20 protein-coding genes are annotated in these 21,572 nt (G+C 73.4%); 12 read left to right on the top strand and 8 right to left on the bottom strand.

Annotated features, from left to right (window positions below):
* Positions 1–2 precede the first annotated feature (2 nt).
* From thiS to thiC, 5 genes are read left to right on the top strand one after another with little or no spacing between them, the layout of a single operon-like run.
* A complete protein-coding gene (thiS, locus tag GA0070216_RS08705) occupies positions 3–203 on the top strand; it encodes a sulfur carrier protein ThiS (protein ID WP_091241940.1) in 201 nt (66 codons plus the stop codon).
* 5 nt (positions 204–208) lie between these two features.
* Complete coding sequence (locus tag GA0070216_RS08700) at positions 209–979, top strand: thiazole synthase (RefSeq protein WP_091241936.1); 771 nt, start codon at positions 209–211, stop codon at positions 977–979.
* A complete protein-coding gene (locus GA0070216_RS08695) occupies positions 976–1,794 on the top strand; it encodes a thiamine phosphate synthase (RefSeq protein WP_091241933.1) in 819 nt (272 codons plus the stop codon). Before GA0070216_RS08700 ends, GA0070216_RS08695 begins: the two co-directional genes overlap by 4 nt.
* The gene (gene thiD / locus GA0070216_RS08690; protein ID WP_091241929.1) at positions 1,791–2,579 is read left to right on the top strand and encodes a bifunctional hydroxymethylpyrimidine kinase/phosphomethylpyrimidine kinase; all 789 of its coding nucleotides are present in this window, start codon (positions 1,791–1,793) and stop codon (positions 2,577–2,579) included. Before GA0070216_RS08695 ends, thiD begins: the two co-directional genes overlap by 4 nt.
* A gap of 17 nt (positions 2,580–2,596) precedes the next feature.
* The gene (gene thiC / locus GA0070216_RS08685; protein ID WP_091241926.1) at positions 2,597–4,189 is read left to right on the top strand and encodes a phosphomethylpyrimidine synthase ThiC; all 1,593 of its coding nucleotides are present in this window, start codon (positions 2,597–2,599) and stop codon (positions 4,187–4,189) included.
* A gap of 172 nt (positions 4,190–4,361) precedes the next feature.
* Here thiC and GA0070216_RS34435 read toward each other — a convergent pair whose 3' ends face one another.
* The 4 genes from GA0070216_RS34435 to GA0070216_RS08665 form a co-directional block, all read right to left on the bottom strand.
* Positions 4,362–6,560, bottom strand: a complete 2,199-nt coding sequence (locus GA0070216_RS34435) for a hypothetical protein (RefSeq protein WP_091241923.1) — start codon at positions 6,558–6,560, stop codon at positions 4,362–4,364.
* A gap of 86 nt (positions 6,561–6,646) precedes the next feature.
* Positions 6,647–6,955 (bottom strand): cupin domain-containing protein, encoded by a 309-nt coding sequence (locus tag GA0070216_RS08675; RefSeq protein ID WP_091241920.1) that lies wholly within the window; start codon positions 6,953–6,955, stop codon positions 6,647–6,649.
* Complete coding sequence (locus GA0070216_RS08670) at positions 6,952–7,902, bottom strand: LLM class F420-dependent oxidoreductase (RefSeq protein WP_091241914.1); 951 nt, start codon at positions 7,900–7,902, stop codon at positions 6,952–6,954. Before GA0070216_RS08670 ends, GA0070216_RS08675 begins: the two co-directional genes overlap by 4 nt.
* A 2-nt stretch (positions 7,903–7,904) precedes the next feature.
* Positions 7,905–8,690: an ABC transporter ATP-binding protein gene (locus GA0070216_RS08665; protein ID WP_091241911.1), complete on the bottom strand. Its 786-nt coding sequence runs from the start codon at positions 8,688–8,690 to the stop codon at positions 7,905–7,907.
* Positions 8,691–8,952: 262 nt separating this feature from the next.
* On the opposite strand from GA0070216_RS08665, the gene GA0070216_RS08660 reads away from it, so the two are divergent.
* Together GA0070216_RS08660 and GA0070216_RS08655 are read left to right on the top strand one after the other, a co-directional pair.
* Positions 8,953–9,981: an ABC transporter substrate-binding protein gene (locus GA0070216_RS08660; protein ID WP_091241907.1), complete on the top strand. Its 1,029-nt coding sequence runs from the start codon at positions 8,953–8,955 to the stop codon at positions 9,979–9,981.
* A 169-nt stretch (positions 9,982–10,150) separates the two neighbouring features.
* Positions 10,151–10,960 (top strand): ABC transporter permease, encoded by an 810-nt coding sequence (locus tag GA0070216_RS08655; protein WP_245722372.1) that lies wholly within the window; start codon positions 10,151–10,153, stop codon positions 10,958–10,960.
* A 76-nt stretch (positions 10,961–11,036) separates the two neighbouring features.
* On the opposite strand, the gene GA0070216_RS08650 is transcribed toward GA0070216_RS08655, so the two are convergent.
* Positions 11,037–12,218, bottom strand: a complete 1,182-nt coding sequence (locus tag GA0070216_RS08650; RefSeq protein WP_091241903.1) for an ABC transporter substrate-binding protein — start codon at positions 12,216–12,218, stop codon at positions 11,037–11,039.
* Positions 12,219–12,498: 280 nt separating this feature from the next.
* On the opposite strand from GA0070216_RS08650, the gene GA0070216_RS34430 reads away from it, so the two are divergent.
* The 5 genes from GA0070216_RS34430 (at position 12,499) to GA0070216_RS08630 (ending at position 17,462) form a co-directional block, all read left to right on the top strand.
* Positions 12,499–12,660 (top strand): hypothetical protein, encoded by a 162-nt coding sequence (locus tag GA0070216_RS34430; protein ID WP_176738881.1) that lies wholly within the window; start codon positions 12,499–12,501, stop codon positions 12,658–12,660.
* On the top strand, positions 12,657–16,007 hold the full coding sequence (locus GA0070216_RS08645) for a sensor histidine kinase (protein ID WP_091241899.1): 3,351 nt from the start codon (positions 12,657–12,659) through the stop codon (positions 16,005–16,007). The genes GA0070216_RS34430 and GA0070216_RS08645 overlap by 4 nt, the downstream gene beginning before the upstream one ends.
* Positions 16,004–16,411 carry a roadblock/LC7 domain-containing protein gene (locus GA0070216_RS08640; protein ID WP_067313320.1) on the top strand — a complete coding sequence of 136 codons (408 nt, stop codon included), beginning with the start codon at positions 16,004–16,006 and terminating at the stop codon, positions 16,409–16,411. Before GA0070216_RS08645 ends, GA0070216_RS08640 begins: the two co-directional genes overlap by 4 nt.
* Positions 16,412–16,495: 84 nt before the next feature.
* On the top strand, positions 16,496–16,858 hold the full coding sequence (locus tag GA0070216_RS08635) for a DUF742 domain-containing protein (RefSeq protein ID WP_091241894.1): 363 nt from the start codon (positions 16,496–16,498) through the stop codon (positions 16,856–16,858).
* Positions 16,839–17,462 (top strand): GTP-binding protein, encoded by a 624-nt coding sequence (locus GA0070216_RS08630; protein ID WP_091241891.1) that lies wholly within the window; start codon positions 16,839–16,841, stop codon positions 17,460–17,462. The genes GA0070216_RS08635 and GA0070216_RS08630 overlap by 20 nt, the downstream gene beginning before the upstream one ends.
* A 78-nt stretch (positions 17,463–17,540) precedes the next feature.
* Here GA0070216_RS08630 and GA0070216_RS08625 read toward each other — a convergent pair whose 3' ends face one another.
* Genes GA0070216_RS08625 through nirB form a run of 3 tightly spaced genes read right to left on the bottom strand, consistent with a single transcriptional unit; the run spans position 17,541 to position 21,543 of the window.
* Positions 17,541–18,629 carry a uroporphyrinogen-III synthase gene (locus GA0070216_RS08625; protein WP_091241889.1) on the bottom strand — a complete coding sequence of 363 codons (1,089 nt, stop codon included), beginning with the start codon at positions 18,627–18,629 and terminating at the stop codon, positions 17,541–17,543.
* Positions 18,629–18,976 (bottom strand): nitrite reductase small subunit NirD, encoded by a 348-nt coding sequence (nirD, locus tag GA0070216_RS08620; RefSeq protein WP_091241885.1) that lies wholly within the window; start codon positions 18,974–18,976, stop codon positions 18,629–18,631. Before nirD ends, GA0070216_RS08625 begins: the two co-directional genes overlap by 1 nt.
* Positions 18,973–21,543, bottom strand: a complete 2,571-nt coding sequence (gene nirB, locus GA0070216_RS08615; protein ID WP_091241882.1) for a nitrite reductase large subunit NirB — start codon at positions 21,541–21,543, stop codon at positions 18,973–18,975. Before nirB ends, nirD begins: the two co-directional genes overlap by 4 nt.
* Between the last annotated feature and the right edge of the window lie 29 nt (positions 21,544–21,572).

The raw sequence follows: 21,572 nt of genomic DNA, 5'->3' as shown, positions 1-21,572 counted from the left end.
ACGTGCGACTGATCGTCAACGGCGTCGGACGCGAGCTGGCCGGCGGCACGACCGTCGCGGACCTCGTCGCCGCGGTCACCGAGCAGCGGCGCGGCCTCGCGGTCGCGGTCAACGGCGAGGTGGTCCCCCGGGGCGGCTGGCCGGCCACCGTGCTGTGCGACGGCGACCGGGTCGAGGTGCTCAGCGCCGCCCAGGGCGGGTGAGCGGGATGTCCCTCACCATCGCCGACCGGACCTTCACCTCCCGGCTCGTCCTCGGCACCGGCGGCGCGGCCAACCTGCACGTGCTGGAGCAGGCGATCCGGGCCTCCGGCACCGAACTGGTCACCCTCGCCCTGCGCCGGGTCGACACCGCCCCCGGCACCGCCGGGGGACTGCTCGACCTGCTCGACCGGTGCGCGGTGCGGCTGCTGCCCAACACCGCCGGCTGCTACACCGCCGGGGAGGCGGTCAAGGTGGCCCGGCTGGCCCGGGAGGCGTTCGACACCGACTGGGTCAAGCTGGAGGTGATCGGTGACGAACGCACCCTGCTCCCCGACGGGGTGGAGCTGCTGCGGGCGGCCGAGGAACTCGTCGCCGACGGCTTCGTCGTGCTGCCGTACACCTCGGACGACCCGGTGCTGGCCCGCCGGCTGGCCGACGTCGGCTGCGCGGCGGTGATGCCGGCCGGCGCGCCGATCGGCTCCGGCCTGGGTGTGAGCAACCCGCACCACATCCGGTTGATCCGGCAGAGCGTCGACGTGCCGGTGATCCTCGACGCCGGGATCGGCACCGCCTCCGACGCGGCGCTCGCCATGGAGCTGGGCTGCGACGGGGTGCTGCTGGCCAGCGCCGTCACCCGGGCCGCCGATCCGACGGCGATGGCCACCGCCATGCGGTACGGCGTGCAGGCCGGGCGGCTCGCGTACACCGCCGGTCGGATTCCCCGCCGCTTCCACGCCCTCGCCTCCACCCCCGACGACGGAAGACCCGAGCTGTGACCCGCCCCGCCGCCCCACCCCTCCTCCGGCCGGACGGGGTGGTGCTGCTGACGGACCGGCGGGCGACGCGGGGGGAACTCGTCGACGTCGTCGCCGGGGCGGCCCGCGGTGGCGTGCGGTGGGTGGTGCTGCGGGAGAAGGACCTGCCCCGCGCCGAGCGGGCCGCACTCGCCGTCGCGCTGCGGGCCGCCCTGGCTGACACCGGCGGCGGCCTGATCGTCGCCGGTCCCGACCCGCTCGACGGGGACGCCGTCCACCTGCCCGCCGCCGGGCCGTACCCGCCGCCGGCCGTCGGGCTGGTCGGCCGGTCCTGCCACGACGCGGCGGAGCTGGCCCGACTGACCACCGAGGACTACGTGACGCTCTCGCCGGTCTGGCCCACCCGCAGCAAGCCCGGCTACGGCCCACCCCTGCGCCCGGACGGGCTGCGCGACCTGATCCGGCGCAGCCCGGTGCCCGTGCTCGCCCTGGGCGGCGTCGAGACCCCCGACCAGGTGACGGCGTGTGCCGAGGCGGGCGCGGTCGGGGTGGCGGTGCTCGGCGCGATCATGCGGGCCGCCGACCCGACCGCCATCGCGGCGGCCCTCACCAGCGCCTTCCCCCCACGCCGACCGGCCGGCCCGCCACCGACCGCCCCTGCCCCGGCAACCCCACCCGCCGGTACGGACGTCACCGGCACGGAGCCGTGGCCGACCGTGCCCACGCAGGGATCAGGCCTGACCGCCCCGAGTGGGCGCGGTCGGCCGCAGCCTTCGACCCCCCGCACGACGGACCGCATCCCGGTCGGCGGGGCGTGGCCCGAGGAGACGACATGACGCCCACGACGGTGCTCACCATCGCCGGTTCCGACTCCGGCGGCGGCGCCGGCATCCAGGCCGACCTGAAGGTCTTCGCCGCCCTCGGCGCGTACGGCACGAGTGTGCTCACCGCCGTCACCGCGCAGAACACCCGGGGGGTGGACGCCGTGCTGCCGCTGCCCCCGCGCACCGTCACCGAACAGCTCGACAGCGTGCTCACCGACTTCGCGGTCCGCGCGGTGAAGACCGGGATGCTCGGCACCCCGGCGGTCGCCGACGCGGTGGCCGAGGCGGCGAAGGCGGGTCGGCTGCCGCACCTCGTCGTCGACCCGGTGCTCGTCGCCACCAGCGGACACCGGCTCGGGGTGGTGGCGGCGGTCGAGCGGCTGCTGCCGTACGCCCGGGTGGCGACGCCGAACTGCGCGGAGGCCGCCGCCCTCACCGGACGCCCGGTGACCACGGTCGAGGAGATGGTCGCCGCGGCGCAGGCGCTGGCGGCCGGCGGCCCGGAGTTCGTGGTGGTCACCGGCGGTGACGTCGACGCGGCCGGCGAGTCGGTCGACGTGCTGGCCGGCGGCACGACGACCACCCTGCTCCGCGCGCCCCGGGTGGACACCCGGCACAGCCACGGCACCGGCTGCTCGTTCTCGGCGGCGATCGCCGTGCGGCTGGCGGCCGGCGACCCGGTGCCCGTCGCGGTCGCCACCGCCAAGGAATACGTGACCCGCGCGCTGACCGGCGCGCGGGGTTGGGAACTGGGCGCGGGACGCGGCCCGTTGGACCACTTCGGCTGGTCCCGTTGACCATCAGGGAGGCTGTCATGCAGGCACGTCGCAAGGTCTACGTCGAGGGGCCCCGGCCGGACGTCCGGGTGCCGTTCGCCGAGGTGGAGTTGAGCGGGGACAACCCGCCGGTCCGTCTCTACGACACGTCCGGCCCCGGCTCGGACCCGGAGGTGGGACTGCCGCCGCTACGCGGACCGTGGATCGCCGAGCGGGGCGGCGTCGCTCCGGTCCGGGGCGCCGGCACCCCCCTGGCCGGCGTCGACTCCCAACGCCCCACCCAGCTCTGGTACGCCCGCGCCGGGGTGGTCACCCCGGAGATGGAGTTCGTGGCGATCCGGGAGGGCCTGCCGCCGGAGGTCGTCCGCGACGAGATCGCCGCCGGGCGCGCGGTGCTGCCGCTCAACGTCAACCACCCCGAGTGTGAGCCGGCGATCATCGGCAAGGCGTTCCTGGTGAAGGTGAACGCCAACATCGGCACCTCGGCGGTGACCTCGTCCGTCGCCGAGGAGGTGGAGAAGCTGACCTGGGCCACCCGGTGGGGCGCGGACACCGTGATGGACCTGTCGACCGGCAAGCGCATCCACGAGACCCGGGAGGCGATCGTGCGCAACTCGCCGGTGCCGATCGGCACCGTGCCGATCTACCAGGCGCTGGAGAAGGTGGGCGGCGACCCGGTGAAGCTGAGCTGGGAGGTGTTCCGCCAGACCGTCATCGAGCAGGCCGAGCAGGGCGTCGACTACATGACGGTGCACGCGGGGGTGCTGCTGCCGTACGTGCCGCTGGCGGTGGACCGGGTCACCGGGATCGTCTCCCGGGGCGGCTCGATCATGGCGGCCTGGTGCCTGGCGCACCACGAGGAGAACTTCCTCTACACCAACTTCCGTGAGCTGTGCGCGATCCTCGCCCGCTACGACGTGACGTTCTCCCTCGGCGACGGGCTGCGGCCCGGCTCGATCGCCGACGCCAACGACGAGGCGCAGTTCGCCGAGCTACGCACCCTCGGTGAACTGACCCGGATCGCCTGGGAGTACGACGTGCAGGTGATGATCGAGGGCCCCGGCCACGTGCCGATGCACAAGATCAAGGAGAACGTGGACCTCCAGCAGGAGTGGTGCCACGAGGCCCCGTTCTACACCCTCGGCCCGCTGACCACCGACATCGCGCCCGCGTACGACCACATCACCTCGGCGATCGGGGCCGCGATGATCGGCATGTTCGGCACCGCGATGCTGTGTTACGTCACCCCGAAGGAGCACCTCGGCCTGCCCGACCGGGACGACGTGAAGGCCGGCGTGATCGCGTACAAGATCGCGGCGCACGCGGCCGACCTGGCCAAGGGGCACCCCGGTGCGCAGGCGTGGGACGACGCGCTGTCGAAGGCGCGGTTCGAGTTCCGCTGGGAGGATCAGTTCAACCTGTCGCTGGACCCGGAGACCGCCCGCGCCTACCACGACGCGACGCTCCCGGCGGAGCCGGCGAAGACCGCCCACTTCTGCTCCATGTGCGGCCCGAAGTTCTGCTCCATGAAGATCACCCAGGAACTCAAGGAGTACGCCGCCCAGGGCATGCAGAACAAGTCAGCCGAATTCCGCTCCACCGGCAACCGCGTCTACCTCCCCCTAGCCTGACCCTGACCCCGCCCCGCTCCGGCTCTGCCCCCGCCCCGGCCCCCCGCTCTGCTCCACTCCCGCTCCGCCCCGGTGATCAAGAGGTTTGCGTCACGGGACGGCCGGAATCTGACGTGGACCTCTTGATCACCAGGGCGGGCGACGGGCGGGGGAGGGAGGGGAGGGGTGGGGGTTAGTCGCGGTGGTGGCGGCCGCTGGTACGTAGGGAACGTCGGCCGCTCTCCCGTTCCGGTTCGTTGTCGGCCAGGGGCTTGCCCAGGCCGGCGACCCAGTCGACGTACTCGTCGTCGGCCGTCGCCGGCTCTGCGGTGGGAGCGGCTGCCGACTCACCCTCCGGCGGTCGGTTACGCCGGAACAACCCCCGCCGGCCCTTGGCCTTCCCGGACGGCTGCTGACCGTCGGCACCGGTCGACGCGGGGTCAGCGGAAGCGGGATCGGTGGAAGCCGGTTCGGCGGTAGTGCCGTCCACCGGTGCGGTGGTGGGGGAGCCATCCGCCTCCCAGCGGAGGCTGACTGCTCCCAGGGGTTCCGTTCGCTCGGCGGTGTCCGGTTCGGGAAACGGCAGGGAGGCCCGGGCCGGTACGGGGCGGGGAGTGTCGGCCGGGGCACCCGTACCGCTCAGGTCCGGCAGTTGGTGGCGGGGGCGTGGTGTGCGCTCGACACCGTCCGGCGAGACGTGCCGCAACCCGGCCACCGGCGGCAGCGCCCCGGCGGCCGCCGCATCGGGACGGGCGGTGCCCGGCCCGGCGGTGCCCGGACGGGTGGACTCGGTGGTGCCCGGTCCGGTGGTGACGGTCGGGGCGGGCTCGGTGACGGCCGGTTCGTTCCCCTCCGTGCTACCCACCCCGGTCGCTGGATCGGGCTCGGGTCGCCCGGTGTCGGCGACCGGAACGCCGGTGGCGGGACGGGTCCGGGTGGTCCGCTTCACCCGCGGCTTGGGTGCGGCTACGGGCTCATCCCCCGGGGGCGGTGTGGCCGCCTTCCGCTGCTTCGCGCCGATCGGTGCGCTCTCGGCCCGCGCCGACCTGGCCGGACTCGGTCCGCTCCGGCCCGGCCCGGTCGGAGCCGGGTCGGCCGAAGCCGGTTCATCCTGGGCCGGCCCGGCCAGATTCGGCCCGGCCAGATTCGGCCCGGTCGGGATCGGCCCGGTCGGGGCGGGCCAGGTGGGAGTGGGCTCGGTCGAGGTCGACCCGGTCCGGGACGGTCCGCTCGGGGGCGGGGTGACGGGGCGGGTCGTCGGCCGGTCGGTGACCGTGGCGGCGGGATCCGGCCAGTCCCAGTGGGCCGGGGTGCGCCCGGCGCCCGGCGGGTCGGGGTCGACGGTCCGGGCGGCAACGCTCAGCTCCACGGTGGCCGGCTCGTCCGAGGCGGTTCCGGTCGAGGCGGTTCCGGTCGAGGCGGTTCCGGCGGAGACGGCTTCGGTCGGGTCGGGTCGGGGCGGGGCGGGCACGGTGGGCAGCGGCGCGAGGATGTCGGTCGGCTCGATCGCCGTGTCGTCGTCGCCCGCACCGGTGGTGGGGCGGGCGGGCAGCAGCGGCCACCGCAGCAGGGTGGCGGCGACCGAGCCGAGCGCGCCGGTGGCGACCGCGATCAGCGCGCCGTAGTAGGGGGCAAGCTGGTAACGGTCCCCCGGGTCGCCCGGCCCGGCGGTCAGGTAGGCGAAGGCGAGCAGCACCGGGCCGGCCGCCCCGGCGGCCCCGCCGATCAGCGGGACGTGCCCCCGCCGGCGGGCCAGCCCGCCGGTCACCGCGCCAGCCACCAGCGCGACCACGGGCAGCAGCAGCATCGCCAGCTGCTGCGCCCGGTCCGCGCCGAGCCAGGCCGGCTCCAGCACGCCCAGGCGTACGGTGCGCAGCGGCTCGGTGGAGAGCACCCCCGGCGCGGCCGAGACGAGCGCGACCAGCCAGACCGCCCCGCCCAGCAGGGCGACGTTCCAGCCCAGCGGGGGGCGCAGCAGGACGGCCGACGCGGCACCCGCGCCGACCACCGCCCCGGCGACCGCGCAGATGCCGACCGCCCAGACCGGGTCGACGGCGCTCAGCTCGACAGCCCGCGCGGGCTGCATGCACAGCGGGGCGACGACCAGCGCGCCGAGCGCGGCGGCCCCGGAGATCGCCAGTTGCACGGGGGTGTCCTGCGGCAACCCCTCGCGGCGGACGAGCCGGCCGGTGAGGACCGCGCCGACCACCGCAGCCGTCACCGCGAACCAACCGACCCAGGCGAGCTGGGCCGGCCACCGGTTGACGTCGGGGAAATCGCCGGTGAGTCGGACGATGCCGAAGCCGTACGCGATGCCCAGCTGGCCGGCCCCGGCCAACATGCTCACCCCGAGTGCGGTGAGCAGCAGTCTGCCCCACGTCCGAAAGGCCATGTCGCGCACGTTACGGCCCGGTGCGCCCGATCGCCACTGTGGCGCGGCGCGGCCGGGACCAGCTGTTACCCAAGCGCGACCAGCGACTACTTGAGTTCCACCAGGCGGGCCAGATAGGTCGTGTCCCCGACATTGGTGAGCATGTGGACGGCACCCGGGTCCCGGTAGACCACGCCGCCGGCGGGCTCGTCGGCGTCGATCCGGGTCCCGTCGATCGTCTGCACCACGTTCTTGGCACCCTCGATCGCCACCACCAGGTACGGGTGGTCGTGCCGGTGCAGCGGCTGCCGCTCGCCCGGGGCCAGCCGGATGTGCCAGACCCGGACCCGGTCGTTCTCGTAGACGATCTCCTGGCCGACCGGGCCGAGTTCGAGGTCGTGGGTCACGTCGGTCATCGGGTTCCGTCCAGTTGGGGGAGCACCTCGGCGGCGATGAGCTCCAGGTGGTCGAGGTCGTCGAGGTCGATCAGCCGCAGGTGGACCCGGGTGGCCCCGATCGCCGCGAACTCGCCGATCCGGTCGACCAGTTGGGCGGGGGAGCCGACCACCGGGTCCTCCGGCGGCAGGGCGCTCTTGACGTGCAACGGCGCGGCCCGGAGCTGCGCCTGCGCGTCGGTACGCCCGATCGCCACCACGATCCCGGCGGAGAGCACCAGTGGCGCCCGCCCCGCCTCGGCCCGGCCGGCCCGCTCGCACGCCTCCCGTACCCGGTCGTACGCCTCGGCGGTCTCCTCGACGGACTTGAACGGCATGTTGAACTCGTCGGCGTACCGGGCGGCGAGGTCGGGGGTGCGCTTCGGGCCCCGGCCGCCGACGATCACCGGCGGGCCGGGCTGCTGGACCGGCTTGGGCAGGGCCGGGGCGTCGGCGAGCTGGTAGTGCTCCCCGGCCCAGCTGTAGGTCTCGCCGACCGGGGTACGCCACAGGCCGGTGACGATCTCCAACTGCTCGGCGAGCCGGTCGAAGCGCTCGCCGACCGGCGGGAAGGGGATGCCGTACGCGGTGTGCTCCCGCTCGTACCAGCCGGCGCCGATGCCCAGCTCGACCCGGCCGCCGCTCATCTGGTCGACCTGGGCGACCATCACGGCCAGCGGGCCGGGCAGCCGGAAGGTGGCCGAGGTGACCAGGGTGCCGAGCCGGATGCGGGAGGTCTCCCGGGCGAGCGCGGCCAGGGTCAGCCAGGCGTCGGTGGGGCCGGGCAGCCCGGGTTCGTCGCCCATCGCCCGGTAGTGGTCGGCCCGGAGGAACCCGTCGAAGCCGCCGGCCTCGCACAGTTGGGCGAACCGGAGCTGGTCGTCGTAGCTCGCGCCGCGGTGCGGCTCGGTGAAGATCGCCACCCGCATGGTCATCGTCCTTCCACCCCGGCCGCCGCCGGTGTCTCCCGCTCCATCAGCAGTTCGTGCAGGTCGGCGCTGACCCGGGCGACGTCCGCGAGGTGGGCGTTGCGGCCGAGGGTGCGGGGTCGGGGGATGTTCACCTCGACGATCTTGCGGATACGTCCCGGGCGGGGGCTGAGCACGACCACCCGGTCGGCGAGCAGCACCGCCTCGTCGATGGAGTGGGTGACGAAGACGACGGTCGCCCCGGTCTCCATGTGCACCCGTTGCAGCTCGCCGGAGAGTTCCTCCCGGGTGAGCGCGTCCAGGGCGGAGAAGGGCTCGTCCATCAGCATCACCCGGGGCTCGCCGATCAGCGACCGGCACAGCGACACCCGCTGCTGCATGCCGCCGGAGAGTTCGTGGGGCAGCCGCTTCTCGAAGCCGCCCAGGCCGGAGAGTTCCAGCAGTTGGCGGGCCCGCTGGCGGTGCTTGGCGCGGCTCCAGCCGAAGATCTCGGCCGGCAGCAGTACGTTGTCGAGCACGGTGCGCCAGGGGAGCAGGGCGGGCTTCTGGAAGAGCATCGCGACGTCCCGGCGCGGCCGGGTGATCGGGCTGCCGGCTACGGTGATCTCGCCGCCGCTGACCGGCAGCAGCCCGGCGATCATCCTGAGTAGGGTGGACTTGCCACAGCCGGAGCGGCCGAGCACGGCGACGAACTCGCCTTCGGTCACGTCGAGGTTGATCCCGCGCAGCGCCTCGACCCGCCCGGAACGGCCGTCGAACGTGCGCGACACATCGGACAGTCGGATCATCGCCGTCGGTCTCCCCTGAGTCAGCGGTCAGGAATCCGACAAGGGTATCCCCAGCGTGTCGGCTGCTCACCGTCCGGGGTGGAGTGGAGTTGTTTCCGTTCCGCAACCCGATCCGCCTGGTGTGGTGACCGTCAGTGTCTCGTACTCTGTGCCAGCGAAGAGTCCCTTCACGACGGCGGCGTCGGTGCCCCCTCACGCCGTGCCGCCGGACCGACAACCCCCTCCGGGTGAACCGCCCGGTCGGAAAGGACATGGTGCACTGATGACAAGGCTGACCCGCACGGTCGCCGCGGCCACCCTGGCCACCGCCCTCGCTCTGGTATCCGCCTGTAGTGGCGGGTCCGACTCGGCGGACGCAAAGAACGGCGACGGCAAGTCGCTGGAGAAGGTGACCTACCTCACCTCGTTCGGCAACTTCGGCCGTGACTCGTACGTCTGGGTGGCGAAGGACAAGGGCTTCTTCAAGGAGGCCGGCTTCGACGTGGAGATCAAGCCCGGTCAGGGCACCGGCGCGGTCATCCAGACCATCGTCGGCGGCCAGGCCGACTTCGGTCCGATCGACCTGACCGGTGGCCTGCTCCAGGTCGGCAACGGGGTGGCCAAGGACTTCGTGGCGGTCGCCGCGATCCAGCAGCGCACCATGGCCGCCATCGTCTCGGTCGAGGGCAAGAACATCGCCACGCCGAAGGACCTGGAGGGCAAGAAGCTCGCGGACACCCCCGGCTCCGTCGTGCGCAACCTCTTCCCGACGTACGCCCGGATGGCCGGGGTGGACTACAACAAGGTGACCTGGGTCAACGGTGATGCGCAGACCCTGATGGGCACGCTGGCCTCCGGCCAGGTGGACGGCATCGGCCAGTTCGTCGTCGGTCAGCCGACCGTCGAGGCGGTCACCAGGAAGAAGCCCGTCGTGCTGCCGTACAGCAACGTGATGCAGGACCTCTACGGCAACGCGCTGATCACCTCCAGCAAGATCGCCAAGGAGAACCCGGAGAAGGTCAAGAAGTTCACCGCCGCGCTGCTCAAGGGCCTGGAGTACGCCCTGGCCAAGCCCCAGGAGGCGGCCGAGATCCTGAAGAAGAACGTGGACACCACCAACCCGGCAGCTGCCGCCGCCGAGTTGCAGCTGATGGCCGGCTACGTGCGCTCCAGCAACTCCGGCACCGCCATCGGCACCCTGGACAGCGACCGGGTCGCCAAGAGCATCGCGATCCTCCAGGGCGCCGGCGCGCTCAAGTCGAACATCACCCCGGACCAGATCATCGACTTCAGTCTCGTGCCGAAGGCCTGACCGACGCCGTAGGTGCCACGGGGGTGCGACCCAGCGGGACGACCGGTGGGCGCACCCCCGTCGCGTGCCGGCCATCGTGCCGGCAGGAGAGGAGGACCCTGTGACGGACTCGATCCGGACCCGCCCCGTATCCGGCTCGGCCGGCCCACCAGCGCCCACGGGTCAGACCGTGCCGACCGTCCCCCCGCCGCCCGGCCGGTCAGCCTGGTCCCGGGTACGCCCCGCAGCGGCCGGCCTGCCGCTGCTCGGCCTGCTGGTCGCGGTGGCGGTCTGGTGGTCGGTCACCTCCGGGCTGCACCTGGTGCACCCGGCGTCCCTGCCGCCGCCCCAGGCGGTCTGGACGTCGCTGACCGCGTCGGCGGACGTGCTCTTCCCGGCGCTGGGCACCACCACCCTGATGACGTTGCTCGGCTTCCTGCTGTCGATGGTCGCCGGGGTGCTGATCGGGATGGCGCTGGCCGCCTCCCGGCGGGCCGAGCGGATGTTCGCCCCGCTGCTGGTGGCGATCAACGCGGTGCCGAAGATCGCGCTGGGGCCGCTGCTGGTGGTCTCGGTCGGCTGGGGTGCGAAGCCGATCCTGACCATGGTGTTCCTGCTCTGCTTCTTTCCGATCGTGCTCTCCACCGCCACCGGCCTCACCACCACCCCGGCGGACCTGGCCGAGCTGGCCCGGTCGCTGAACGCCTCCTGGTGGCAGTCGTTCCGCAAGGTGCGGTTCCCGGCTGCGCTGCCGCAGATCTTCGTCGGGCTGAAGGTGGCGATGCCGCTGGCCGCGATCGGCGCGGTGATCGGGGAGTTCTATTCCGACAAGCCGGGTCTGGGTTACCAGATCCTTCAGTACAACGGGGTCGGCGACACCGCCACCGCGTGGGCGGCGATCGTGCTGATCGCGGCGATGAGCATCCTGCTCTACTCGGCGTTGTCGCTGGTCGAGCGGCTGGCCCTCCCCTGGGTCCGGGCCACCACCTCAGCCCGCTGACCCGTCCCGCTGCGCCCCCCGACGCCACCGACGGGCCGATCCCACCTGGGGATCGGCCCGTCGGTCCAGGGTCGTGTCAGCCCGCCAACCGCCACCGTCCGCCCCGGGCCACCAGCGTGGTCAGCGCCTGCGGCATCAGGCCGGAGTGGTTGTCCGGGGTCATCCGGATCGGCCCGGAGAGGCCGTCCAGCTGGGACGTCTCCAGCACGTCCCGCAGGCCGTCCCGGTTGACCCGGCCGGCCGGACCGCCGGCCCGTACCGCCGAGTCGGCGATCAGCTGCACGGCGTCGGCGGCGAACGACGAGAGGCCGTTGTAGCCGCCGAACCGGGCGGTGTAGTCCTGGAACCACTGCCGGCGGGCCGCCTTGGCCGGGGTGGTGGCGATGACGTCGTCGATCACCATGGTCTGGGTGAAGATCAGGGTGGCCCGCTCGGTGGCCCGGCCGGAGCTGCCCAGGAAGAGGTCGCCGGCTGCGGCGGCGTCGAGAAAGAGCGACCCGGCGTAACCGGACTGGTCGGCGGCGGCGGCGGCGAGAACGGCCTGCTCCGGCGGGGTCCAGATGACCAGGCCGGTGGGGTCGCGGTCGGTCAGCCGGCCGATCGGCGCGGCGAGTTCGGTGTCGGTGGTACGCACCGCCTCGGCGCGGACCCGCTTGATCTTGGCCTTGCCGAACTCGTTCTCCAGTGCGGCCAGACCCTCGCGGCCGTAGTCGTCGTCGCTGTGCAGGATACTGACCTCGGTGATCCCGCGTCGACGCAGTTCGGCGGTGAGGGCGGCGGCACTGTCGGCGGCGTTCGGCGCGAGCTTGAACACGTACCGGCGTTCGGGGGCCGGGCTGGCGACCGCGCTGGACGGCGCGAGCGCGATCGTCGGGATCTTCCGTTCATTGATGGTGCGTACGGCGCCGACGGCGCATTCGTTGCAGCCGCCCATGATGATGGCGTTGACCGTGGAGTCGTTGCTGAAGTCGCCGATGTTGCGCAGCGACTCGTTGGCGTCGGAGCGGTTGTCCTTGACCACCAGCTTGATCTTCCGGGCGCCCAGGGCGCCGGAGGCGTTCAACTGCTCGACCTTCAGATCCAGGGCGCGCTGGTACGCCTTGCCGACCGGCGCGGCGGCGCCGGAGAGTTCGAGATCGGCGCCAATGGTGATCGGGCTGCTGTCCTCCTCTGTCGCGCCGAACGAGCAGCCGGTGAGCGTGGTGGCCAGCACGGCCGATGCGAGCGCCACGATGGTCGCGGAGCGGATGGGGCTCAACTCAGTCCTCCAGGTGCGGCGCGGGACAGGCCCGGTCACCGCCGCTAGTCCGTCCTCAGTGGAGAAACGGGATTGTGTGCCGTACGGTGTGCGCGAAAGCCTGCAAAACCTTGCCAATGCCGGGGCGTGCGGTCAAGCGCGGATGCTGTCGGCGGTTTCGGGACGCGAATCTCACATTGTGGGGACATCAGATATTTACCCATGCTCACTCATCAGAGGCGTACGAACACTCTGGAGTGACATGCCCTGTTCAGGGGTGGCCTGCTAACCAGGGAAAACGGTGACCAGCGTGCTGGTCGACCGATTTCTGTCCGACTGCGGCTTCCCAAACAGGATCTTCTCTGATGAAATCGCGGCCGTGCCGCGCATGGCGCTGTCCGTCGCACCAGGCGCGGGTCGGCGGGTCAGGCGTGTGGAAGATACGACGGAGGCGATGTCGTGAGCACCGGACCGACGACCCTGCCCGAGCCAGGCGAAAGCGCCGGACACGAACGGAAGCGCCGCCTGCCCCGGCTGCGGGATGCGCGCATTCGTTCCAAACTCGCCCTCATTCTGGTCGTACCGGTTGCGGCGGTCATCGCGTTGGCAACAATCCGACTCGTCTCCACTACCGAGGGTGCGGTCGACGCCACCCAGATCCGGTCGCTGACCGCGCTCTCCATCGACGTTTCGGCGCTCGCGCAGGATCTGCACAAGGAGCGGATGGCGGCGGCCGGCTACCTGGCCAACCCGCAGCTGCGCCCGGACGACTACAACCTGCGGGTCCGGGCCACCGGCGAGCGGATCAACTCCTACCGGGCCGACCGGGCCGACCTCGGTGAGGTCCCGGCCGCCGTGCGGGACCGGCTCAAGGTGATCGACGACCACCTGCGGACGCTCGACGCGACCCGGCAGGAGGTGCTCGACCGCCGGCAGATGCCGGTCGCCGAGGCCACCCTGCGGTACGGGGTGATCCTCACCGACCTGGTCTCGTACGGTGACACCCTGGCCCAGTTGCCCGGCCAGGAGAGCCTGGCGGACGCCCGCCGCGCGGTGGCCGCGTTCGGCCGGGCCAAGTCCGCCGTCGCCGAGGAGGAGGCGGTCGCCTACACCGCGCTGGTCGGCGGACGTCTCGACGAGGAGCAGTTCTCCTCCTTCGTGGCGACCCTGACCAGCCAGCAGGAGGCGTTGCTCGGGTTCTCCCTCGCCGCCGACCCCACCCAGCGCGCGCTGGTCGACCGCGCGGTCTCCGGTGACGCCGTCGGGCTCGCCGACCGGGTGGCCGCCGACATCACCCGCTCGGTCGGGCAGCGCAGCCCGGTCAGCGCCGGTGACGCCAGCGCCGCGATCGGCGCGGTCAACGACCTGATGCGGTGGACCGAGATCCAGCTCCAGGACACCCTGCTCGCCCGCACCGAGCAGGCCCGCAGCGACGTCATCCAGCAGGCCGTCATCGAGACGGTGCTGGTGCTGCTGACCCTGATCATCGCGATCACCCTCGCCGTGGTGCTGGCCCGCTCGCTCAACCACTCGCTGCGCCGGCTGCGTGAGGGCGCCCTCTCGGTGGCCAACCACGACCTGCCGGACGCGGTCAAGCGGTTGCAGAACATGGGCAGCGTCGGCGACGGCGGGGTGGAGGAGATCGTCCGCCAGGTGCGCGACCCGATCAGGTTGACCAACCGGGACGAGGTCGGCCAGGTGGCCCTGGCCTTCAACGTGGTCCACCGGGAGGCCGTCCGGGTCGCCGCCGAGCAGGCGGCGCTGCGGACCAGCGTCTCGGCGATGTTCCTCAACCTGGCCCGGCGCAGTCAGACCCTGGTCGACCGGATGATCGGCGAGCTGGACGCGATCGAGCGCGGCGAGGAGGACCCGAAGCGGCTCGCCCAGCTCTTCGAGCTGGACCACCTCGCCACCCGGATGCGCCGCAACGACGAGAACCTGCTGGTCCTGGCCGGTGCCGACTCGGCCGTGCCGCGTCGCGACGACGCGCTGCTGGTCGACGTGCTGCGTGCCGCCCAGTCCGAGGTGGAGCTCTACAACCGGATCGAGTTCGGCACCGTCGACACCGACATCTCGGTCGCCGCCCACGCGGTCAACGACGTGGTACGCCTCGTCGCCGAGCTGCTGGACAACGCCACCCGCTTCTCGCCGCCGACCACCACCGTGGTCGCCGACGGCCGACGCATCCGCGACTACGTGCTGATCCAGATCGAGGACCGGGGGCTCGGCCTCACCGACGAGCAGTTGGACTCGCTCAACCGCCGGCTCGCCGCGCCGCCGACCGTGGACGTGGCCGCCTTCCGGCTGATGGGTCTGGCCGTGGTCAGCCGGCTCGCCAGCCGGTACGGCGTCCGGGTGGAGCTGCGCCGCAACGTCGAGGGCGGCACCGTCGCCCAGGTGACGCTGCCCAACGCCACCGTGGTGCTGCCCGCCCACCGGGGCCGGGACCAGGCGATCAGCCGCCCGCGCCAGCCGCTCGCGGTCGAGCAGCCGCCGCCCGCGTCGGCCGGTATCGGCGGGGCCTTCAGCGGTGCCCGCAGCGCGGCGGCGACGCTGACCGACCAGTGGCGGACCACCCCGCCGGCGCCCGCGCCCTGGCACCCGCCGGTGGACGCCCGGGAGACCGCCCCCGCCGTGCAGTTCGGCGGCCCGGTCTCCGCCCCGCCGTTCGCGCCGCTCTCCACCCCCTCGGCCGACTCCGGATTCGCTGCCTTCTCGGCCGGCAGCCCGACGGTGGCGAACCCGACCATCGACCCGCTGCCGCGCCGGGCCATGCCGGGCGAGCCCGCCCCGGTGCTCCCGGCCGGTCCGGTCGCCGGTGCCGCCCCCGGCACGACGGAGTCGTACGGCGGTCCGGCCATGCCGTTCGCCGGTGCGCCCGCCGCGACCCCGTACGCCGGTGCCCAGGCGGCCACCCCGTACACCGGTGCCCAGGCGGCGACCCCGTACGCCGGTGCTCCGGCAGCCACCCCGTACGCCGGTGCTCCGGCGGCCACCCCGTTCGCCCCGGCTGCGGCGGGGGCGTTCGCCCAGGCCGCCCCGCCAGCCGCGTACAGCGCCCCCGCAGCCCAGCCGTACGCCGCACCGGCCGCGTCGTACACCCCGCCGGCACCGGCCGCGCCCGTGGTGGCCCGGCCGGACCGGCCGGCCGACTCGCCGATCTTCCGGGAGATGGAGGCGGTGTGGTTCCGGTCCCACGGGGACGACGCCACCGCGATCTTCACCCGGCCCCGCTTCGACGAGGAACCGCCCGCCGCACCACCCCGGTCGAACGGCACCACCAAGGCGTCCCGCCCGCCGCTACCCACCCGGGTGCCGACCGCACCCACCGCCGCCGGTACGCCGACCGTCACGTCCGCCCCGACCGCGCCGGAGATGCCCGCCGCGACCGGCCCCGTCCCACCCGTCGCGACCGGCCCCGTCCCGCCGGCCGCGACGGGCCCCGTCCCGCCGGCAGCCACCGCGTCGCCGACCTACGACACACCCCCGCCGGTTGCCCCCGAGGCCCCGGCGGGCCCGCCGGCCGGCGACGCCGACGCCTGGCGGACGGCGGCCGACGAGGGCTGGTCCCGGGCCACCCAGGCGGCCGATCCGGCCAACGCCGGCACCACCCGTTCCGGCCTGCCGAAGCGGGTGCCGCAGGCCCAGCTCGTCCCCGGCGGGATCGAGCCGAAGGGGGGCCGGGACCGCAGCCGTCGCACCCCCGACGAAGTACGCGGCCTGCTCTCGGCCTACCACCGCGGCGTGCAGCGCGGTCGCACCGCAGGCGCGGACCTCAACAGCACCTCGACCAAGGAGACGAACCGATGAACAGGCCAGCTGCCATGCAGGACATGGGTTGGCTGCTCACCAACTTCGCCGACAGCGTGGCGGGCATCGCCCACGTGGTGGCGGTGTCCGCGGACGGGCTGCTGCTCGCCTCCTCGCGGGACCTGCCCACCGACCGGGCCGACCAGCTCGCCGCGATCACCTCCGGCGTGGTGAGTCTGACCGAGGGTGCCGCCCGGATGTTCAGCGCGGGCGGGGTGCTGCAGACAGTGATCGAGATGGACAGCGGATACCTGTTCCTCATGTCGATCAGTGACGGCTCGTCGATGGCGGTGCTCGCCGCCCGTAGTTGCGACGTGGGTCAGGTCGGCTACGAGATGGCGTTGCTGGTCGAGCGGGTGGGCGCGGCGTTGGTGCCGCTGCCCCGGGACGCGGTGCGCTCGTAGCGGGGACGGGGCCGGGCGCGACCGCGTCCGGCCAGAGGGACGACGCATCCGGGCCGGACCCGGGCGGGAGGAGGTGATCGCGGCATGGACCCCCGGCGGGACCCACGTGGGGCGCTGGTGCGTCCGTACGCGGTCACCCGAGGCCGTACCGAACCGAGCCGGGACATCGCGCTGGAGGCGGTGCTCACCTGCAGCGCGACCCAGGTGGCCGAGTCCCGCTTCGCCGGGCACGACAAGTATCGAATCGCCACCGTCTGCGAGGGTCGGGCGCAGTCGCTGGCGGAGATCGCCGCGTACACCCGGATGCCGCTGGGCGTCGCCCGGGTGCTGGTCGCCGACCTGGTCGCCGACGGTCTGCTCACGCTACACACTGCCGCTCCCGCCGAGGGGTTCGAGGAGCGAATGGAAATCCTTGGAAGGGTGCTAAGTGGACTTCGCAGGCTATGACCCCGCCGGGTCGCGCCAGAGCCGGGGAATCGTCTCCGCGAAGATCGTGGTCGCGGGCGGCTTCGGCGTGGGCAAGACGACCCTGGTCGGAGCGATCTCCGAGATCACTCCGCTGACCACAGAGGCGCTGATGACCGCCGCCGGCGTCGGCATCGACGACCCGTCGAAGGTGCCGGGCAAGGAGACCACCACGGTCGCCATGGACTTCGGCCGGATCACCATGGCGCAGGACCTGATCCTGTACCTGTTCGGCACCCCCGGGCAGACCCGGTTCTGGTTCATGTGGGACGAGATCATCCGGGGTGCGGTGGGTGCCGCCGTCCTGGTGGACACCCGACGGATCACCGACGCCTTCGCCCCACTGGACTACTTCGAGAACCGCAAACTGCCGTACGTGGTCGCGCTGAACCGGTTCGACGGCGCGGACCTGTACGAGCCGGACGAGATCCGCGAGGCGTTGGCCATCTCGGCGGACGTGCCGCTGGTGATGTGCGACGCCCGGGACCGGGAGTCGGTCAAGCAGGTGCTGGTGACGGTGGTCGAGCACGCCATGATCCGGCTGCAGGCCGAGCACGGCCGGGGCTTCCCGGCCCCGGTGGGCTGAGCGCGCACGGGTCACCGGTGGCGACGACGCAGCCCTCGGGCCGGGTCGTCGCCACCGGTGACCCGGCCCGTTGCCGGCTCACTCCACCCGGAGCCGGTAGCCGCGTTTGACGACGGTCTGTACCACCCGGGGCGCCCGCAGCCCCACCCGCAGCCGGGCCACCGCCATCTCCACCGCGTGCTCGTCGGCCCCCCGGGGCAGCGTGCGCAGCAGTTCGGTCCGGGACAGCACCCGACCGGGCCGGGCGGCGAGCGCCCGCAGCACCGCCATCGGCGCGGGCGCCAGGGGCCGCAGCTCCCCGTCGATGACGGCGGCGTGCCCGCGCAGGGTCAGCAGATGCCCGGCCGCCTTGACCGTGACGGTACGGCGGGGAAGTTCGTCCACGATGGTGCGGACCAGCGCGCCGAGCCGGGCCCGGGCCGGCGCGCTCACCGGCACCCCCCGCCGCACCAGCGGTTCGGCGGTGACCGCGCCGACGCAGCTGACCAGCACGTCCCCCCGCAACGCGGCCAGCACCGCCTCGGTACGGTCGCCGGCGGCGCGCAGCAGCGCCTCCGCCGCCGGGGCGGAGGTGAAGGTGACGGCGTCGACCAGTCGGCCGGCCACCAGGTCGATCAGCCGGTGCAGCGGGGCCGGGTCGGTCGGTGGGGCCCACCGGTAGACGGGCACCTCGATGACGGTGGCCCCGGCGGCCTCCAGGGCCTCGGTGCACTCCGGTTGCCGGTCGCCGTGCAGTTGCATGGCGATCACCTGCCCGGCCACCCCGCGCCGGCACAGGTGCTCGACCACCTCCTCGCAGCTCTCCGAGGCGGGTGACCACTGGTCGTGCAGGCCGGCGGCCCGGATCGCGCCGCGCGCCTTGGGACCCCGGGCCACCACGTAGGCCCGGGAGAGCACGCCCTTCAGCGGCTCGGCCAGCCCCCAGCCCTCGGCCGCCTCCAACCAGCCACGCATCCCGATGCCGGTGTTGGCCATCAGCACGTCCGGTGGCCGGTCCAGGCAGGCCCGGGTGGCGTCCCGCAGGTCGGTGTCGTCGGCCAACGGCACGATCCGCAGGGCCGGGGCGAGCACCACCCGGGCGCCACGCCGTTCCAGCAACGCGGCCAACTCGTCGCGTCGCCGGTCGGCGGTCACCCCGATGGTGAAGCCGGCCAGTTCGTCCCGCATCACTCCTCCTGTCGCAGCCGCACCTCGACCAGGCCGTCCCGGCAGCGGACGTCGTACCGGGGCAGGGTCACCCCGGGCAGGTCCAGGCAGAGCCCGGTTCGCAGGTCGTACACCTGCTTGTGCAGGGGTGAGGCGATGGTGGGCGCCCCGCCCCGGCTGCCGACGATGCCCCGCGACATCACGTACGCGCCGCTGAGCGGGTCGAGGTTGTCGACCGCGAACAGTTCGTCGTCGGTGCGGAAGATGGCCACCTGGACGCCGTCGACCAGGGCGGCGACGCCCCGCTCGGGCTCCAGCCGGTCCAGCGGGCAGACCGGGGTCCAGGTGAGGGTGACGGTGTCGCTCATCGCCGTACCTCCGGCAGTCCGAGGGCGACCGGCTGACGACGCCGGGTGGGGGCCCCGGCGGAGGCGGCGGCTCCGGTGGGTGGCGCGGCCCCGGTCGCGGTGAGGGGTTCCCGCGTCGGCACCGGCTGGCCGCGTTCCACCGCGAAGGTGATCGACGGGTCCGGCACGTCGGGGGCGTTGACGAACGAGGTGAACCGGCGCAGCCGTTCCGGGTCTTCGAGCACGTCGCGCCACTCGTCGGAGTAGGACGTGACGTGCCGGGCGATCGCCGCGTCGAGTTCGGCGCAGAGCCCGAGCGAGTCGTCGACGATCACCGACCGGAGGTGGTCCAGGCCGCCGTCCATCGCCTCGATCCAGGCGGCGGTGCGCTGCAACCGGTCGGCGGTGCGGACGTAGAACATCAGGAACCGGTCGATCAGCGTGATCAGCTCGTCGGTGGACAGGTCGGTGGCGAACAGGTCGGCGTGCCGGGGCCGGAAGCCGCCGTTGCCGCCGAGGTAGAGGTTCCATCCGGTGTCGGTGGCGATGATGCCGAAGTCCTTGCTGCGCGCCTCGGCGCACTCCCGGGCGCAACCGGAGACGGCGGACTTGAGCTTGTGCGGGGCGCGCAGCCCCCGGTAGCGCAGCTCCAGGGCGACGGCCAGGCCGACCGAGTCCTGCACCCCGTACCGGCACCAGGTCTCGCCGACGCAGGACTTCACCGTCCGCAGCGCCTTGCCGTACGCGTGGCCGGACTCGAAGCCGGCGTCGACCAGCCGACGCCAGATCTGCGGCAACTGCTCGACCCGTGCGCCGAACAGGTCGATCCGCTGCCCTCCGGTGATCTTGGTGTAGAGCTGGAAGTCGCGGGCCACCTCCCCGATCACGATCAGCTTGTCCGGGGTGATCTCGCCGCCCGGAATCCGGGGCACCACCGAGTAGCTGCCGTCGCGTTGCAGGTTGGCCAGGAAGTGGTCGTTGGTGTCCTGCAACGACGCCTGCTCGCCGTCGAGCACGTGCCCGGTGCCCAGCGAGGCGAGGATCGAGGCCACCACCGGCTTGCAGACGTCGCAGCCCCGGCCCCGGCCGTGCTCGGCGACGAGCTGCGAGAACGTCCGGATGCCGCGCACCCGGACGATGTCGAACAGCTCCTGGCGGCTGACGTCGAAGTGCTCGCACAGGGCGGTGGACTGCTGCACCCCGGCCGCGTCGAGCAGTTGCTTGAGCATCGGCACGCAGGAGCCGCAGCTCGTCCCGGCCCGGGTGCACGCCTTCAGCGCCGGCACGTCGGTGGCCCCACCGGCGATCGCCGTGTCGATGTCGTCCCGGGTCACCGCGTTGCAGGAGCAGACCTGCGCCGCCCCGGGCAGCGTCGTCACCCCGGCTCCCGGCTCGCCCGCCGGGGCCAGCAGCGCCAGCGGGGGAGCGGGCAGCGGCCCGCCGACGCTGGCCCGCAGCGTCGGGTAGGCGGTCGCGTCCCCGACCAGCACCCCACCGAGCAGCGTCCGCGCGTCGTCGGAGAGGACCAGCTTCGCGTACGAGCGGGTGACCGGGTCGGTGAACGTGACGTCCAGGCAGCCCGGGGTGGTGCCGTGGGCGTCGCCGAACGAGGCCACGTCGACGCCGAGCAGCTTGAGCTTGGTGGCGCTGTCCGCGCCGGGGAAGGTGGCCGCGCCGCCGAGCAGCCGGTCGGCCACCACCTCGGCCATCGCGTACCCGGGGGCGACCAGGCCGTGGCAGGTGCCGTCGACGGCCGCGCACTCGCCGACGGCCCAGATCCGCGCGTCGTCGCTGCGGCAGCTCCCGTCGACCAGCACCCCGCCGCGCGGGCCGAGGCGCAGCCCGGCGGTGCGGGCCAGCTCGTCGCGGGGCCGGATGCCGGCGGCCACCACCACCAGGTCGGCGTCGACCGTGCCGCCGTCGGAGAGGTCCAACGCGGCGACCGCGCCGTCCGGGCCGGGCCGCAGCGCGGTGGTGCCCACCCCCAGGTGGGTGGTGACCCCCAGCTCCTCCACGTAGCGCCGCAGCATCGCGCCGCCCGCCTCGTCGACCTGCACCGGCATCAGCCGGGGCGCGAACTCCACCACGTGGGTACGCAGCCCCAGCAGCCGCAGCGCGTTGGCGGCCTCCAGACCGAGCAGGCCGCCACCGATCACCGCCCCGGTCACCCGACCCCGGGCGTGCTCCCGGATCGCCTCCAGGTCGTCCAGGGTGCGGTAGACGAAGACGCCGGGCAGGTCCGTGCCGGCCACCGGCGGGACGAACGGGTACGACCCGGTGGCCAGCACCAGCGCGTCGTACGGGTGCTCGCCGGTCGCGGTGGTCACCACCCGCCGGTCCCGGTCGATCCCGGTGACCGGGTCGGCGAGGCGCAACTGCACCCCGTCGTCCGGGGTGTGCAGGTTCAGCTCCCCGGCGGACACCCCGTCGAAGAACGCGGACAGCCGCACCCGGTCGTACGCCGGGCGGGGTTCCTCGGCGAGCACCGTCACCTGCCAGCGCCGGTCGTGGTCGCGGGCGCGCAGCGCCTCGACGAACCGTTGACCGACCATGCCGTTGCCGACGACGACCAATCGTCCACCGGTCATCGGGTCACCTCCTCGTGGTGTCATCACGG

Source organism: Micromonospora matsumotoense, assembly GCF_900091525.1.
Classification (GTDB): Bacteria; Actinomycetota; Actinomycetes; order Mycobacteriales; family Micromonosporaceae; genus Micromonospora; species Micromonospora matsumotoensis.
The sequence above is the reverse complement of the archived record's forward strand: the minus strand, read 5'-3'. Positions and strand labels throughout refer to the sequence as shown.